This window comes from Streptomyces sp. DSM 118878 (assembly GCF_052936595.1).
The window spans coordinates 2,482,055-2,497,127 of record NZ_CP193622.1 but is presented as its reverse complement, the minus strand read 5'-3'; the positions used below and the strand labels follow the sequence as shown (position 1 = coordinate 2,497,127).

The window sequence follows — 15,073 nt, the reverse complement described above, 5'->3', positions numbered from 1 at the left end:
GGCGAACGGTGGGGGCAGGTGTGTGGAACCGGTGCCCTGAGCTGGGCCGAGGGGCTTCGGGAGAGTGAGCGGGATGGTGGCGGTGACGGCGAAGGCGGCAGAGGCGGCGGAGGCCGACCATGCCGCGCTCGTGCGCTCCTGCGCGGCCGTCTTCCTCCCGGCGGAGGTACCGCGGCAGGGCCGCCTCGCGTTCTGGCGTGCGGATGGCGAAGAGCTGCCGGGGGGTGGCTTCGGGGGGTCCGGTGGTCGTGAGGCGGCCGGGGGCTTTGGGGGATCCGGTGATCGCGCGTCGGCCGGTGGCTCTGGGGGGCCGGGGGAGGGCTGGGGCGGGGGAGTCCGGGGGGAGATCGTTGTCGCGCGTCAGCACGGCAAGGGGGCCCGCGCGCGTACCGTCCCCGCGCTGTTCCTGACCGTGGCCGAGGCCGTGCCGCTGCTGCTGCGCGCCACGCATCCGCATCCCGCCGCGGCCTGCTGGGGTGCCGCCGCCCGGCACGCCCTGCACCTGGCCGCGCGCGGCAGGCTGCTGCCCGGGATCACCGCGGGCGACTTCGACGCCTGGCGGGCGGGGCCACTGGACGAGACCGACGTCGCCCAGCTCCGCGCCATCGCCGCGGCCCTGCCCGCCGAGGCGCACGCCGTGCCACTGCCGGGTGCCGGACCGCTGCTGCTGCCCGACCCTTCCGCCCTGGTCAGGGCCTTCGTGGACGCGGTGGTCGACGCCCTGCCGCGCACGCCCGCCGCCGTGCACGCCGTGGGCGCCCCCTTCGCCGCGCGCGAGCCGCAGCGGCTGAGGGGCGTGCGGGACTGGGCGGCGGAGGTCGCGGCCGGGGTCGACGCCGGGGTACGGGTGTCGCTGCGGCTCGACCTGCGGGCCCACGAGGTGTTCGACGGGGCCGATGAAGGGCGCGGGGCGGTGGCTCGGGAGAGCGGGGCGGGCCCGGCGGCCGACGAAGTCTCCCGCGCGGCCGTGGCCGGCCCCGCCGCGGCCGTCGTGCAGGTGCACAGCCTCGCCGACCCCACGCTCGTCACCGACGCCTCCCAGCTCTGGGCAGGCGCGGACCCCTTCGGCCCCCGCGCCAAGGTGGACACCCTGCTCGCCGTGCGGCGCGCGGCCCGCGTATGGCCACCGCTCGGCCGCCTGCTCGAACGGCCCGTGCCCGACGTGCTGCCCCTGAGCGAGGAGGAGCTGTACGACCTTCTGGGCGCGACGGCCGGCCGGCTCGGCGCGGCGGGCGTGACCGTCCACTGGCCGCGCGAGCTGACGCGCGGCCTCACCGCCACGGCGGTCGTCCGCCCCGCACCCGGCACCGCCGCGGACAACTTCGACTTCTTCAAGACCGAGGAGCTCCTGGAGTTCCGCTGGCAGCTCGCGCTCGGCGACCAGGCCGACGACCCGCTGACCGAGGCGGAGCTCGACGTCCTCGCCGAGGCGCACCGCCCGGTCGTCCGCCTCCGCGACCAGTGGGTGGTGGTCGACCCCGAGATCGTCCGCAAGGCACGCAAGCGGGACCTCGGACTGCTTGACCCGGTGGACGTCCTCTCCGTGGCGCTCACCGGCACGGCCGAGGTCGACGGCGAGCGGGTGCCCGCCGTGCCCGTCGGCGCGCTGGCCGGGCTGCGCGAGCGAGTGACGGGTGACCTCGGCACCGTCGCCCAGCCACCCGCCCTGCGCGCGACGCTCCGCGACTATCAACTGCGGGGCCTCGCCTGGCTCGACCGCATGACCTCGCTGGGCCTCGGCGGCTGCCTCGCCGACGACATGGGCCTCGGCAAGACGATCACGCTGATCGCCCTGCACCTCCACCGTGCGCACCCCGCGCCGACGCTGGTGGTCTGCCCCGCCTCGCTGCTCGGCAACTGGCAGCGGGAGATCGAACGCTTCGCGCCGGGCGTGCCGGTGCGCCGCTTCCACGGCCAGGGCCGCACCCTCGCGGACCTGACCGGCGGCTTCGTCCTCACCACGTACGCCACGATGCGTACGAGCGCCGCGGACCTCGCCGCCCAGCCGTGGGGCCTGGTGGTCGCCGACGAGGCGCAGCACGTCAAGAACCCGCACGCGGCCACGGCGAAGGCGCTGCGCACCATCCCCTCCCCGGCCCGCGTCGCCCTCACCGGCACCCCCGTGGAGAACAACCTCTCCGAGCTCTGGGCCCTCCTCGACTGGACGACACCCGGGCTGCTCGGCCCCCTCAAGGCGTTCCGCGCCCGGCACGCGCGTCTGGTGGAGGGCGGGGAGAACGCCGAGAACGACGAGGCGATGGTCCGCCTGGCCCGCCTGGTCCGCCCCTTCCTCCTCCGCCGCAAGAAGTCCGACCCGGGCATCGCCCCCGAGCTCCCCCCGAAGACGGAGACGGACCACCCGGTCACGCTCACCCGCGAACAGGTCTCGCTCTACGAGGCGGTGGTCCGCGAGACGCTGGCCCGCATCGAGGCGTCGAAGGGCATCGCGCGGCGCGGCCTCGTGATGAAGCTGCTGATGGCGCTGAAGCAGATCTGCAACCACCCGGCGCAGTACCTGAAGGACGGCGCGCTGACCACCCGCACCGGCAGACCGAGGTCGGGCAAGCTGGAGCTCCTCGACGAACTCCTGGACACGATCCTCACGGAATCGGAGAGCGCGGGCGCCGTCCTGATCTTCACGCAGTACGTGGAGATGGCGCGCCTCCTGGAGGCCCACCTCTCCGCCAGAGGCGTCGGCACCCAACTCCTGCACGGCGGCACGCCGGTCGCGCGGCGGGAGGAGATGGTGGACCGCTTCCAGTCGGGCGAGGTCCCGGTCTTCCTCCTGTCCCTGAAGGCGGCGGGCACGGGCCTGAACCTCACGCGGGCGGGCCACGTCATCCACTACGACCGCTGGTGGAACCCGGCGGTCGAGGAGCAGGCCACCGACCGCGCCTACCGCATCGGCCAGACCCAGCCCGTCCAGGTGCACCGCCTCATCACGGAGGGCACGGTGGAGGACCGCATCGCCGAACTGCTCGCGGCGAAGCAGGCGTTGGCGGACGCGGTGCTCGGCGACGGCGGCGAATCCGCCCTCACGGAACTGTCCGATACGGAGCTGGCGGACCTGGTCGCGCTGCGGAGGGCGGCGTGAAGCGCCGGGGCGGCCTGGGCTGGGCCAGCGGGATGAGCGAGACGAGCCGCATGGGCAGCGGCCGCGTCTTCCCCGCACTGCCGCCGCACCCCGACCCCCAGGCTCCGTTCGCCGCGACCTGGTGGGGCAACGCCTGGATCGACGCGCTGGAGGCGAGCGCCCTCGACCAGGGCCGCCTGACGCGCGGCCGGACGTATGCCCGTGACGGCGCGGTCGACACCATCACCGTCGCGCCGGGCCGCATCGTCGCCTACGTCCACGGCAGCCGCCCCCGCCCCTACCGTGCGGAGATCCGCCTGCGCACGATGCTGCCCGAACACTGGGACCGCTTCCTGGACGCGGTGACGGCCGACCCCGCGCACATCGCGGCCCTCCTGGACAAGGACATGCCGCACGCCCTGGCGGACGCGGCGGACCACGCGGACGTCCCCCTCCTCCCGGGCGCCCGCGAGCTGTCCCCTTCCTGCACCTGCCCGGACCGCGGCCACCCCTGCAAACACGCGGCGGCCCTGGCCTACCAGACGGCCCGCCTCCTGGACGCCGACCCCTTCGTCCTGCTGCTCCTGCGCGGCGGCGAGGAGTCCGACGTCCTGGACGAACTGGCCCACCGCAACGCGAGGGCCTCAGCGGTGGAGCAGCAGGACGTGCGGCTGCCCACGGGCGGCGCCGTACCGGCGGGGGCGGCCCCCGTCGGACAGCCGGACTTCGCCCCTGGCGGCCCTTCGATGACCACCCCTGCGGACGCTATGGAGCCCGCCCCGGTGGAGCCCGCGCCCGTGGAGCCGGTGGAGCCCGCGCCCGTGGAGCCGGTGGGGCCCGTGCCTGCGGAGCCGGTGGGGCCCGTGCCTGCGGAGCCGGTGGCGCCCCCGGTCGAGAGGCTCACCCCTGCCCGGCCGACCGAGCCCGAGCCGGCTGAGCCCGAGCCCGCCCGGCCAGAGCCGCCGGGCTCCTCCGTCGGACCGGCACCGCGACTGCCCGGAACGTCGGCTCGGGACGCCCTCGCCAAGGACGTCCGGCGCGCCCTGCCACCCCCGTTGGCTCCTCCGGCGCACCCGGGTGAGCCCCCGGTCCTGCCGTCCCTGCCGGGCGCCCCGGATCCGGCGTCCCTGGAGTTCCTGATCACGGACGCGGCGGCCCGGGCCCACGCGTTCCTCACCGCGGGCGTGGACCCGTTCACGGCAGCGTCCCCCTGGCACGACGCGGTCCGCCTGGCGGCCTCGCACCCGGGGCTGACGGGCCGCAGGACCTTCAGCCGCCAGTTCGCGGAGCTGGCCCGTTCGGTGGGCCGCACCCCCGCCGACCTCTCCCGAGCGGCGGCGGCCTGGCGACAGGGCGGCGAGGAGGGCCTCGCGGTCCTCGAATCCCCCTGGGACCCCCCGGCGGGCCCCTTCGACCGAGCCCGTGGCGCCCTCACGGCGGCGGACCTCCCCCGCATGACGATCCACCGGAACCGCCTCACGAACGCGGAGGGCACCCTCCAGATCCGCTTCGGCAGGGACGGCCGCTGGTATCCGTACCAGAGCGAGCCGGGAGCGGACGACTGGTGGCCGGACGGAGAGGCGGACGAGGACGTGGTGGGCGCGTTGACGGCGGTTCTCAGCGGATGACGGCCTGGCCGTGGCCCGCCGCCCGGTCACGCCCCGGGTCACGCCCCGGGTCACGCCCCGGGGCACGCCCGGTCACGCCCGCAGATGGGCGAGTTCGGCATCGCCCGCCGGATACGGCCGCTCGGCGGGGAGCAGTCCCGCGGCCGCCGAGAGGTCTCCGGCGCGTACGAGGGCGTGGACGTCCCGCGCCAGTCCGGTGACGTCCGTGATCGAGACGGTCCACTCGTCCGCGTAGCGGCGGGACGCGTCGCCCGCCAGGCCGAGCTGGAGCGAGCGGTGGGGCAGGGCGTTGAGGTGGAGGTCCCGCTCGGGGTCCCACTGGACCCGGGCGGGGGACTGGCGCAGGGCACGCTTCCAAGCGGCTTCGTCGGGATGCGGGCCGCGCACGTAGTGGGACAGGCATGCGTGGCGCAGCGCCCAGTCGAAACCCTCGCGGGTGATCTCGACGGCCAGCACGGTCTGCTGCCCCTCCTTCGTGGCCCAGCCGCAGCGGTACATCATCCAGAGGAACGACGGCTTGATCCACGTCATGCGGTCCCGTTTCCAGGCCGCGGGGAAACGACCGTCGCGGGCCGCGGGGACGCCGATTTCAGGGGCGTACGCCTGGTAGACCGTGATCGTCGACTCGGTGTGCAGGGCGCGGATCTGGTGGCTCGTCATGGGGCCAGCGTGCGGGTGGCGGCGCCCGCCGCGCCACCGAATTGCCGGGGCTGACGCCGGCGTACGACCAGCGCCGGCCCTCCGGCCCGGGGACTACCTGCGCAACATCGGTTGAGGCGGGGGCGCCGCGGTCGTCCCGCTTGCGTGTCTCACCGACCGGATACAGCAGGATCAGTTCGTACGAGTGCTCCCGCTCGATCCTGCCGTGGGAGTCGCGCCACTGCCCGCGCCCGTCCTGGTTCCGGCATCAGGCCGGATTCCTGCCCGCCTCACCCAGCCGGTAAGTCCTGAGCTTCCGCCAGCCCTTGCCCGGGCCGTCCGTCACGAGAAGATCGACAGATTCCACGTGGCTGACCAGCGGCAGGTGAGGGGCGAGTTCACGCTCCAGGGTGTCGTAGGCCGCCTCGTACGTCTCCGGGCCCTCGTGGTTCGCGAGGGTCAGATGGGGCGCCAGGGGCGGGTCGAAGATCCCGCGGTAGGGGACGGCCTCGGGCCAGCGGGTAGTGAGGGCCTCGGTGAGCGCGCGGAGGGGGGCTTCGGGGGCCGGGGGGAGGTAGAGAACCCCCGGATAGCGGCGGAACCGCGTGAACGTGAGGGTGAAGGGGGCGTGCGCCGCGAAGATTTCCGCCAACTCCGCGTGGACCGACCTGGACCTCGGCTCCGGGGGCACCGACGGCTCCGGCGACTCCGGCCGCGCCCGCCTCGGCCCCGGCACCGCGAAGCGCGACTCGTTCAGGAACGGGTAGAGCACCGTGACGTGCGCCGGGAAACCGGCCCTCATCAAGGCGTCCGCCTCGGGGACGCGGATCGTCAGGACCGTGTCGCCGGGGAGGTCGGGCCAGCCGGGGTCAGGCTGTTCGTCGACCGCCGGCTCAGGTTCAGGGACCGTGTCCGGCCTCGGCCCGGCGGGTGCGGAGCCGTGTACGACCGGTGCGGCGCCCACCACCCGTAGCGCCGTCGAGCCCCCCGCCGTCGAGGCCACCGTCGTGCTCACAGCCCCACAGCCCCTCACGCCTCGGCTCCAAGGAGCCGCAAGTCCGGCTCTCCCCAAACCATCCTGTCACGGACACCCCGCCGGCCCGGCCCCAGAAGCCACACCCCATCCACCACCCCATCCACCCCACCGTCCACCCCGCCGTCTTCCCTGTGTCACTCGACTCCCCTACGTTTCCCCTGACTTGGCCGGAGCGGAGACGTGAGGGGACGGTGTACGGGATGGTGCGCAGGGGAGCCGTGGGACTGGTGGCGGGGGCCGTGCTGGCGTGGGGAGCGTGGAGTGGGGGCGGGGCCTCGGCCGCCGTCGACAACGACCCCGCACCGCGAGGCGCAGCCGCCCGCTCCGCCGCGGCCGCCTACTCCGCGACCACCGGCGTCGGCGTGCACAACGCGTACGAGAAGGCGAAGTACCCCTACTTCGCCGACGCCCTTGTCTCCGGCGCCGCCATGCTGGAGCTGGACGTGTGGACCAACGCGTTCGGCAGCGGCTGGCGCGTCTCCCACAGCAATCCGCTGGGCAACGACAACAACTGCGAGAACGCGCGGAGCGCGGCCGAGCTGCGCACCAAGTCCCGCAACCAGAGCCTCGCGGGCTGTCTGCGGGACATCCGCAGCTGGCACGACGCCCACCCGGGGCACCGGCCCGTCGTGCTCAAGATGGAGCTGAAGGACGGGTTCCTCGGCAACCGCGGACGCGGGCCCGCCGATCTCGACGCCTTGCTCACGAGCGCGCTCGGTGACGCCGTGTACCGGCCGGGCCAACTGGCGGCCGGACACGCCACGCTGGACGACGCCGTACGGGCCAAGGGCTGGCCGGACCGTGCCGACCTGGCGGGGAAGTTCGTCGTCGAACTGATACCCGGCACCGTCGAACAGGGCAACCCCGTCGACACTCTGTGGACCGACCGCGAGTACGCGATCCATCTGCGCGACCTCGCCGCGGCCGGCCGCCTCGGCGACGCCGCCGCCTTCCCCGCCGTGCTCGGCGCCGAGGCGGGCGACCCGCGCGGGCGGTACGCGGACGCGTCGATCCGGCCGTGGTTCGTGCTCTTCGACGGGGACGCGTCGAAGTACGCGGGCGGCACCATCGACACCAAGTGGTACGCCGACCGCCGCTACCTGGTCGTCATGACCGACGCGCACAACGTCGCCCCCGCCATCGACGGCACCCGGCCGACCGAGGCCCAGGCCGCCGAGCGGGTCGCGCTGCTCGCGCGGCGGCACGCCAGCATCGTGTCGGCGGACTGGTATCCGCTGCCGGGCGTTCTCTCGACCGTCCTCCCGCGCGGCTGACGGGAGGCCGCCGGGAGGCCGCCGGGGGGCCGCCGGCGGGGGCGCACTCGCACTACCGTGAAGAGATGACGCCGCCGCCCGCGCCGGGCCCTCCCGAAACGACCACGTCGGACCGCACGCAGGCCGCCGACCTGCTCATCACCGGCTGCACGGCCCTGACCCACGGCTCCCGCGGGGACGTCGTCTTCGTCGAGGACGCCGTCATCGTCGTACGAGAGGGACGGATCGCCTCCGTCACCTCCGAGAGAGCCGCGGGCGGAGCCGAGGCCGTGGCGGGCCTCGCGGCGGCCGACCACATCGACGGGCGTGGCTGCGTGGCCATGCCGGGGCTCATCAACTGCCATACGCACACGCCGATGGTCGCCCTGCGCGGCCTCGCCGAGGACCTGCCGGCCCACGCGTGGTTCAACGACTGGATCTGGCCCGTCGAGAGCAACCTGACCGAGCGCGTGATCGAGCTCGGGGCCCGCCTCGCCTGCGTCGAGATGATCCGCGGCGGTGTCACCACCTTCGCCGACCACTATTTCGCCATGGACACGGTGGCCGCCGTCACCGAGGAGAGCGGTCTGCGCGCCCTCCTCGGCCAGGCCTTCTTCACCTCGCAGGGCCCGGAGGGAAGGGCCGCGTCCCTCGACTTCGCGCTGCGGCGGCGCGGGACGGCCGGCGGGCGCGTCACCACCTGCCTCGCCCCGCACGCCCCTTACACCGTCGACGACGCCGACCTCGCGGCCACCGCCGAACTTGCCCGGCAGCACGGCCTGCCGGTCCACATCCACGCCGCCGAGAACCGCGAGCAGACCGACAACAGCCTGGCCCGGCACGGCCACACCCCCACCGAGGCACTGGAGCGTGCCGGGCTCCTGGGCGAGGACGTGGACCTCCTCATCGCCCACGCCACCGGCCTCGACACCGCCCGCGACCTGCCCGTGCTGCGCCGCGCCGGCGGACGTGCGGCCGTGGCGTCCGCGCCCCGCGGCTACATGAAGTTCGGCTGGGACACCACGCCCGTACGGGCGCTGCGCGAAGCCGGTGTCCCGGTCGGCCTGGCCACGGACGGTGCCGCGTCCAACAACACCCTCGACGTGTGGGAGTCCATGGCGCTCACCGCCCTCATCCAGAAGCACACGGAGCGGGACCCCGCCTGGCTCACCGCCCGCCAGGCCCTCGACCACGCCACGCTGCAGAGCGCGCGTGCTGTCGGCCTCGGGCGGGAGGTGGGGAGCCTCGCCGAGGGGCTGCGGGCCGACATCATCCTCGTAAACCTGTCCGGTCCGCACACGCAGCCCGTCCATGATCTCGCCGCCACCCTCGTGCACAGCGCGCGCTCCGCCGACGTGCGCGACACGATCGTGGACGGCCGCGTGCTGATGCGCGACGGGGAACTGCTCACCGTCGACGTGCCGAACGTCGTGGGGGAGTTGAGCGCGCTGCTGCCCGAACTCGTCGACCGGAGCCATGGGAGACGTATCCAGGAGTACGAGGGGTGAGGCGGCGGCAGGGCGGTCGGCACGTACCGTTCTGAGGCTCTTCCGGAATTTCTCCGGGCGCGAGCGATGAGTTCCGTGGGCGGGGCCGGTCCACCCTTCGCTGAGGTACGCGCCCGAAGGGTGGAGGAGACACACCATGGGACTTCCGGACATCGTCACGCGTGAGGAGTGGCTCGCCGCGCGGGAGGAGCTACTGGCCAAGGAGAAGGCGGCCACCCGTGCGCGCGACGCGCTCAACGCCGAGCGGCGCGGGCTGCCGATGGTGGAGGTCGACAAGGAGTATTACTTCGACGGCTCCGACGGCAAGGCCACGCTGCTCGACCTGTTCGACGGCAGGGACCAGCTCATCGTCTACCACTTCATGTTCGCGCCCGAGTGGGAGGCGGGCTGCCGGAGCTGCTCCGCCTTCCTCGACCAGATCGGGCACCTCGCGCATCTGCGGGCCCGTTCCACCAACTTCGTCGCCGTCTCCCGCGCGCCGTTCACCAGGCTGCTCGCCTTCAAGGCCCGCATGGGCTGGACGGTGCCCTGGTTCTCGACCAACGGCGGCGACTTCAACCACGACTTCAAGGCATCCTCCGACGAGGAGCCCCGCGACGTGCCCGCGATCAACTGCTTCCTGCGCAACGGCGACCGCGTCTTCCACACGTATGCCACGTTCGCCAGGGGACTCGACGGCATCGGCTCCACCAGCAGCCTCCTCGACCTCACGGCGCTCGGCCGTCAGGAGGAGTGGGAGCGGCCCGGCGGCCGAGCGTCGGTGTTCGGGGCGCCCGCGGGCAGCGCGCGGGTGCGGTACCACGACGAGTACGAGGACTGAGTCCCCGGGGAGAACCCTGGGATATGGCCCAACTCCGTTGCGGTTCGGTCACATCGCGAGCCCTACGGGGTGCCGCGCGCGTTCTCCCCGTTAGGAGAGGCGGCACCGAGACCTTCGGTCCGCGCACGGAACGGCACGGGGGGACAGGAACCATGATGAACGGACGTACGGTGTTGGAGCGGTTTCCGGCAGGCGGACCGCGTGGATCGTGGCCCGCGGAGGAGTTCGCGCGGGCCCGCCGGGACGAAGGGCAGTGCGCGGAGGTCGTGATGGACCTGGCGTCGGACGCCTTCCTGGTGGTCGTGCGCGAACTCGTGTGCGAGCCGGAGGTCGCGGTGGCGGCGTGACTTCTGGCTGTGACCCCTGGCTCGGACGGACCTGGAACTCCCGTGGTCCCGGACCACGGGATTCGTCTACAGCCAGGCCCGTGACCATCCCGGGGTCGTCCCCGTCTCGCCGCACAGGGCCAGGTACAGGGGGATCGGCGGGGTGTAGGGCACGTCGTCCTTCGGGCGGTTGATCAGAACCGGACGGCGGTATCCCGCGTCCCTGACCACCGCACCCGCCGAATAGGCGACCGCCGCGGGCCACTCCATGGCGACGTCGGAGTCCGCGGGCACGATCCACCACCAGCGCGGCCCGTCCTCGTACACGCATCCCACGCGCGGCAGGCGGTCCATCAGCCGGGGGCCGATCCCCGCGGGCACCGCCACGGCGTCGCAGCCGAGCGGTTGGTTCATTCCCTCCGGCAGGTCGAGCCGGAGGGGCGTCGGCGCCGCGGCCCCGGCCAGCGTCCTCTGTCGGGAGAGCCCGACCAGCGTGTTCAGGTCCAACGGCCGCACCGTACCCGCGCTCACACGCCTCCCGTCCGCGTCACTGCCACGCTCGACTCACCCGTTCTCCGTGCCGGCCGCCGCTGTCGGTCCCCGTCGGCGCCCCCGCGACCGGCCTACGTCCACCCCGTCGCTTCCGTCACCCGTCGCAACTCCGCCCACACCGTCCGCCCGCTGCCGGGCCCCGCGTCGTGGACACCCCACGCGCTGCTCACCGCATCGACGAGAAGCAGTCCCCTCCCGTGCTCCTCGTCCATCCCCCTGTGCACGGGGCGCGGCATGCCTGAACCGCACCCTTCGTCACGCACGGTTATTCGCAGCTTCTCCGACTGCGCGCACAGCTCGCAGATGATCCGCCGGCTCGCGGTGTGCACCACGGCATTGGTGACCAACTCGGAGAGGATGAGAGCCGCCGCTTCGCAGGCGTCCTCGTCACGCACGGCCCAGACACCGAACTGCGCGCGCATCAGCCTTCTGGCCTGCGCGACGGAGCCCGGATGCGGGGCGAGCACGAAACTGACGCAGACCTCGGCGGCGTCCTTGGGCCGGGCCTCGGCGAGAACGCCGAGACGGCCTTCGACGGCTTCGGTTCCTAACGGCGCGGGCGGAGTCACGCCATCCACTATCGCCCCGTCCAGAACACCTTGGCAAGACCCACTCTGAAAAGTGCACAGTGGCGTGCTCGCCTGAGAGGGCGCATGGCACACTGCTCGCAACAGCTCGCGGTGCGGTGTGCGTTGGCACAGCGCCGAGTCAGGTGGAGGTAGAAGACGTGAGCGAACCGCGGTCCGCGCCGACCGTCGGGCAGGTCGTTCTCGGTCGTCGCCTTCAGGACCTGCGCGAGGGCGCGGGCCTGAAGCGCGAGGAGGCCGCGAAGATCCTGCGCGTCGCCCCCGCCACCGTCCGCCGCATGGAGACGGCCGAGGTCGCGCTGAAGATCCCGTATCTCCAGCTCCTCCTCAAGGCGTACGGCGTCGCCGACGACGAGGCCGAGGCCTTCGTGACGCTCGCCGAGGAGGCCAACAAGCCCGGCTGGTGGCAGCGGTTCCACGACATCCTGCCGGGCTGGTTCAGCATGTACGTCAGCCTGGAGGGCGCGGCCAGCCTCATCAGGTCCTACGAACCGCACTTCGTGCCCGGCCTGCTCCAGACCGAGGAGTACGCCCGCGGAGTGATGCGGTCCGGGGCCATCGGGCAGACCCGGCCGACGGACATCGAGCGGTACGTGGCGCTGCGCATGGAGCGCCAGTCGCTGCTGACCCGCGAGGACGCGCCCCGGCTCTGGGTGGTCATGGACGAGACCGCGCTGCGCAGGCCCGTGGGCGAACCCGAGGTGATGCGCGATCAGCTCGACCGGCTGCTCGAAGCCACCGAACTGCCCCATGTCACGCTGCAGGTCGCGCCGTTCTCGGCGGGCCCGCACCCCGGAACGTACGGACCATTCGTGATCTTCCGCTTCGCCATGGCGGAGCTCCCCGACATGGTCTACAGCGAGTACCTGACCGGCGCCGTCTACCTGGACGCGCGCACCGAGGTGGCCACCCACCTGGAGGTCATGGACCGCATGGCGGCGCAGGCCGCCACGGCACAACGCACGAAGGACTTCCTCCTGGACGTCCGCAAGGAGCTGTGAAATGGACCGACATCGAGCCGGAACGCGCCCCGCCGGTCCGCGTTCACCCGGCGGCCGCGACGACTCGCGCACCGAGTCCCGCATCTACAACGGCATGCCCGCGCGCGACCTCGGCAACGACGGCTGGCACAAGCCGTGGAGCGGCGGCAACGGCGGCAACTGCCTGGAGGCCATGAAGCTGGCCGACGGCAGGGTCGCGGTGCGCCAGTCCGCCGACCCGGACGGTCCCGCGCTCATCTACACGTACGGCGAGATCAACGCGTTCATCCAGGGAGCCAAGGCGGGCGAGGCCGACTTCCTGCTCTCCTGACATCCCGCTCTCCCGGCTTCCCGCTCTCCTGACTTCTGGCCTTCCTGCCCTGACCCTGTGGAGCTGTCATGACCGACGCGCCGTACATCGACACCAGCAAGCCGCACCCCGCACGGATGTACGACTGGTTCCTGGGCGGGAAGGACAACTACCCGGTGGACGAGGAGATGGGCCGGCAGCTCGTCGCCATGGACGGGCGCGTGCTGACCATGGCGCGCAACAACCGCGCGTTCATGCAGCGCGCCACGCGCTGGCTCGCGGGCCAGGGGGTGCGGCAGTTCCTCGACATCGGCACCGGCATACCGACGGAGCCGAACCTCCACCAGATCGCCCAGGGGATCGCCCCCGAGGCGCGCGTCGTCTACTGCGACAACGACCCGATCGTCCTCGCCCACGCCGAGGCCCTGCTGCGCTCGACGCCGCAGGGCGTCACGGAGTACCTCCAGGCGGACTTCCGCCGGCCGGAGAAGATCATCGAAGAGGCCTCCCGGGTACTGGACTTCGACAAGCCCGTCGCCCTGTCGCTCGTCGCGCTGCTGCACTTCATCTCGGACGAGGACGGCGCGTACGAACTCGTGGACCGCATGATGGGCGTCCTGCCCTCGGGCAGCCACCTCATGCTGTCGCACGGCACGGGCGACTTCACGCCGGACACGGCGGAGCAGGCCGGCGAGCTGTACAAGGCGCGCGGCATGACGCTCGCGCTGCGTTCGCGCGCGGACGTGGCCCGGTTCTTCGAGGGGTACGAGCTGGTGGACCCCGGGGTCGCGGTCATCGACCAGTGGAAGCCGGAGCTCGGCGAGCGCGTGACGGACCCGGCGGACGGGCCGGTCCCGGGGTATGGCGCGGTGGCCCGCAAGCCCTGAGCAGCCCTGAGCAGCTCTGAGCCCAGGAGGGCGCGGCGTGGCTCAGGTCAGCGCCAGGATGATGGACGCCGTCGCGGCCAGCGCGGCCACGGTGCGGACGTGGTTCCACGCGGTCCACTCACGGACGTACGTACGCCAGTACGCGGCGCCCTCCTCGCTCTCCGGGTCGACCTCGGCGAGGGCGTCGTTGCGCGGGACGTTCGCCGCGACGGTCACCCCGAAACAGCCCACCAGGAACAGCACGCAGCCGATCAGCAGCTCGGCGGTGCCCTCGTCGGGCCAGAGCACGAACGTCACGACGGCGAGCACCAGGCAGAGCCCCGCGGCCCCGAGGAACACGGCCATGAACCAGGGGTTGACCGCGGTGACGTTGATGGCGTTCATCGCGGCGATGCCCTGGGCCGGGGGCAGCGCGGCCAGGCCCTTCATCACGAAGGTCGAGAACGCGGCGAAGGCTCCGGCGACGAGACCGCAGGCCAGCGCCCCGAGTACGGCGAGGACGAAGTACGGTCCGTCAATCATGGCAACTCCCGGAGTGATGAGGGCCGTTACGTGGAGAGACGGGCCGCGAGTGATCCTGCACGGTGGGCCGCGTCACGACAAGTCAATTGCGCGGCGCGCGCGTTCGCCATACGTGGGCCTCGCGGGGGCATACGCGGACGTCTTCCGGCGGGGGCGCCCTGAACGGGGGCCCGGCCGAAGGGCTCGCGTCAGCTCTTGCTCGGCCCGTGGCTCGGCCCTGGCTCGGCCCGTGGCTCAGCCCATGGTTCCGTCAGGGGCGGTCCGCCAGCTCCGTAGCGTCGTCTCCACCGTGGGGGCTATGCGGCGACGGGCCTCACCGCGGGGGACGCCGCTCATCAGCAGCCGGTCGTACGGCGTGGCCGTGTGCCGCACCGCCGCGATGACCGCCGCCGTCACCGCGGCCCGCGACAGCGCTCGCCCCGCCGCGCTGCGCCCCACCCTGCCGCTGCCCCGCAACGAGGCGTGGGCGGCTATCTCCCGGGCGCGGTCCGCCGGACAGCCGGGGAAGAGCCGCCGTATCTCCTCGGCGAAGGCCGCGGTGAACCGCACGTCCTCCGCGGCCCGCCGCACCGCGTCCCTCGCCCTGCGCCGTGCCCGCGCCTCCGCGTCGGCGAGGCAGCGCTCCTCCGCGCGGACGAGCGCGGCCTCCTCGACGAGGGTGCCCTGCCGTTCATAACGCGCGCGGCGGCGATGGAAGCGGACGACCACCGCGGAGAGGCCACTGCCCTCGCGGGCCCGCCGCGTGAGAGCCGTGTCGCCGCGCGGCAGGTAGACGAGGTGTCCGAGGTCGGCGCAGTCCAGGCAGCGCGGCTCGCCGCCTTCGAGGGTGAGCAGGGCCAGCGGCCCCGAGCGGCACTCCGCGCAGTACCGTCGTGTCAGGGGCTGGAAGGCCACGAGGCCGGCAGGTGGGCTCGCCATACCCCTCCCCTTCCCCGAACCACGCACACGCCCC

15 protein-coding genes and 1 pseudogene are annotated in these 15,073 nt (G+C 73.3%); 9 read left to right on the top strand and 7 right to left on the bottom strand.

Features of this window, described 5'->3' with window-relative positions:
* The first annotated feature begins 73 nt into the window (after nt 1-73).
* Both ACRAKF_RS10880 and ACRAKF_RS10875 read left to right on the top strand, forming a co-directional pair.
* Nucleotides 74-3,094, top strand: coding sequence for a DEAD/DEAH box helicase (locus tag ACRAKF_RS10880; RefSeq protein ID WP_447041917.1), 3,021 nt, complete (start codon nt 74-76; stop codon nt 3,092-3,094).
* Nucleotides 3,091-4,701: an SWIM zinc finger family protein gene (locus ACRAKF_RS10875; RefSeq protein WP_447036742.1), complete on the top strand. Its 1,611-nt coding sequence runs from the start codon at nt 3,091-3,093 to the stop codon at nt 4,699-4,701. Before ACRAKF_RS10880 ends, ACRAKF_RS10875 begins: the two co-directional genes overlap by 4 nt.
* Before the next feature lie 72 nt (nt 4,702-4,773).
* Here the strand turns inward: ACRAKF_RS10875 and ACRAKF_RS10870 are convergent, their stop codons facing one another.
* The 3 genes and pseudogenes from ACRAKF_RS10870 to ACRAKF_RS10860 form a co-directional block, all read right to left on the bottom strand.
* Nucleotides 4,774-5,361, bottom strand: a complete 588-nt coding sequence (locus ACRAKF_RS10870; RefSeq protein ID WP_447036741.1) for a DUF4291 domain-containing protein — start codon at nt 5,359-5,361, stop codon at nt 4,774-4,776.
* A 136-nt stretch (nt 5,362-5,497) separates the two neighbouring features.
* A pseudogene (locus ACRAKF_RS10865) lies at nt 5,498-5,599 on the bottom strand (DUF3574 domain-containing protein); the annotation flags it as partial.
* Between the two features lie 9 nt (nt 5,600-5,608).
* Nucleotides 5,609-6,355, bottom strand: coding sequence for a 2'-5' RNA ligase family protein (locus tag ACRAKF_RS10860; RefSeq protein ID WP_447036740.1), 747 nt, complete (start codon nt 6,353-6,355; stop codon nt 5,609-5,611).
* Nucleotides 6,356-6,576: 221 nt separating this feature from the next.
* Here ACRAKF_RS10860 and ACRAKF_RS10855 point away from each other — a divergent pair, with 221 nt between their 5' ends.
* From ACRAKF_RS10855 to ACRAKF_RS10840, 4 genes are all read left to right on the top strand, one after another.
* Nucleotides 6,577-7,650 carry a phosphatidylinositol-specific phospholipase C domain-containing protein gene (locus ACRAKF_RS10855; RefSeq protein ID WP_447036739.1) on the top strand — a complete coding sequence of 358 codons (1,074 nt, stop codon included), beginning with the start codon at nt 6,577-6,579 and terminating at the stop codon, nt 7,648-7,650.
* Between the two features lie 65 nt (nt 7,651-7,715).
* Entirely contained in the window at nt 7,716-9,137 is a 1,422-nt protein-coding gene (locus ACRAKF_RS10850; protein ID WP_447036738.1) for an amidohydrolase, read from the top strand.
* Nucleotides 9,138-9,273: 136 nt separating this feature from the next.
* Nucleotides 9,274-9,957, top strand: coding sequence for a DUF899 domain-containing protein (locus ACRAKF_RS10845; RefSeq protein ID WP_447036737.1), 684 nt, complete (start codon nt 9,274-9,276; stop codon nt 9,955-9,957).
* A gap of 155 nt (nt 9,958-10,112) precedes the next feature.
* Nucleotides 10,113-10,304 (top strand): hypothetical protein, encoded by a 192-nt coding sequence (locus ACRAKF_RS10840; protein WP_447036736.1) that lies wholly within the window; start codon nt 10,113-10,115, stop codon nt 10,302-10,304.
* Nucleotides 10,305-10,370: 66 nt separating this feature from the next.
* On the opposite strand, the gene ACRAKF_RS10835 is transcribed toward ACRAKF_RS10840, so the two are convergent.
* Nucleotides 10,371-10,790: a hypothetical protein gene (locus tag ACRAKF_RS10835; protein ID WP_447036735.1), complete on the bottom strand. Its 420-nt coding sequence runs from the start codon at nt 10,788-10,790 to the stop codon at nt 10,371-10,373.
* A 116-nt stretch (nt 10,791-10,906) separates the two neighbouring features.
* Nucleotides 10,907-11,404, bottom strand: coding sequence for an ATP-binding protein (locus ACRAKF_RS10830; protein ID WP_447036734.1), 498 nt, complete (start codon nt 11,402-11,404; stop codon nt 10,907-10,909).
* 158 nt (nt 11,405-11,562) lie between these two features.
* On the opposite strand from ACRAKF_RS10830, the gene ACRAKF_RS10825 reads away from it, so the two are divergent.
* The 3 genes from ACRAKF_RS10825 to ACRAKF_RS10815 all read left to right on the top strand — a co-directional run bounded on the left by ACRAKF_RS10825 (nt 11,563) and on the right by ACRAKF_RS10815 (nt 13,599).
* Nucleotides 11,563-12,423: a helix-turn-helix domain-containing protein gene (locus ACRAKF_RS10825; protein WP_447036733.1), complete on the top strand. Its 861-nt coding sequence runs from the start codon at nt 11,563-11,565 to the stop codon at nt 12,421-12,423.
* 94 nt (nt 12,424-12,517) lie between these two features.
* A complete protein-coding gene (locus ACRAKF_RS10820) occupies nt 12,518-12,733 on the top strand; it encodes a DUF397 domain-containing protein (protein WP_447041915.1) in 216 nt (71 codons plus the stop codon).
* Between the two features lie 68 nt (nt 12,734-12,801).
* Complete coding sequence (locus tag ACRAKF_RS10815; RefSeq protein WP_447036732.1) at nt 12,802-13,599, top strand: SAM-dependent methyltransferase; 798 nt, start codon at nt 12,802-12,804, stop codon at nt 13,597-13,599.
* A 42-nt stretch (nt 13,600-13,641) separates the two neighbouring features.
* Here ACRAKF_RS10815 and ACRAKF_RS10810 read toward each other — a convergent pair whose 3' ends face one another.
* Together ACRAKF_RS10810 and ACRAKF_RS10805 are read right to left on the bottom strand one after the other, a co-directional pair.
* The gene (locus ACRAKF_RS10810) at nt 13,642-14,121 is read right to left on the bottom strand and encodes an anthrone oxygenase family protein (protein WP_447036731.1); all 480 of its coding nucleotides are present in this window, start codon (nt 14,119-14,121) and stop codon (nt 13,642-13,644) included.
* Nucleotides 14,122-14,355: 234 nt separating this feature from the next.
* Complete coding sequence (locus ACRAKF_RS10805; RefSeq protein ID WP_447036730.1) at nt 14,356-15,039, bottom strand: DUF2293 domain-containing protein; 684 nt, start codon at nt 15,037-15,039, stop codon at nt 14,356-14,358.
* Nucleotides 15,040-15,073: the final 34 nt, after the last annotated feature.

Coding starts and splice junctions, on each gene's coding strand:
- ACRAKF_RS10855 (WP_447036739.1), top strand. CDS start 6,577: ATGGTGCGCAGGGGAGCCGTGGGACTGGTGGCGGGGGCCGTGCTGGCG.
- ACRAKF_RS10810 (WP_447036731.1), bottom strand. CDS start 14,121: ATGATTGACGGACCGTACTTCGTCCTCGCCGTACTCGGGGCGCTGGCC.
- ACRAKF_RS10820 (WP_447041915.1), top strand. CDS start 12,518: ATGCCCGCGCGCGACCTCGGCAACGACGGCTGGCACAAGCCGTGGAGC.
- ACRAKF_RS10815 (WP_447036732.1), top strand. CDS start 12,802: ATGACCGACGCGCCGTACATCGACACCAGCAAGCCGCACCCCGCACGG.
- ACRAKF_RS10870 (WP_447036741.1), bottom strand. CDS start 5,361: ATGACGAGCCACCAGATCCGCGCCCTGCACACCGAGTCGACGATCACG.
- ACRAKF_RS10845 (WP_447036737.1), top strand. CDS start 9,274: ATGGGACTTCCGGACATCGTCACGCGTGAGGAGTGGCTCGCCGCGCGG.
- ACRAKF_RS10880 (WP_447041917.1), top strand. CDS start 74: ATGGTGGCGGTGACGGCGAAGGCGGCAGAGGCGGCGGAGGCCGACCAT.
- ACRAKF_RS10840 (WP_447036736.1), top strand. CDS start 10,113: ATGAACGGACGTACGGTGTTGGAGCGGTTTCCGGCAGGCGGACCGCGT.
- ACRAKF_RS10850 (WP_447036738.1), top strand. CDS start 7,716: ATGACGCCGCCGCCCGCGCCGGGCCCTCCCGAAACGACCACGTCGGAC.
- ACRAKF_RS10805 (WP_447036730.1), bottom strand. CDS start 15,039: ATGGCGAGCCCACCTGCCGGCCTCGTGGCCTTCCAGCCCCTGACACGA.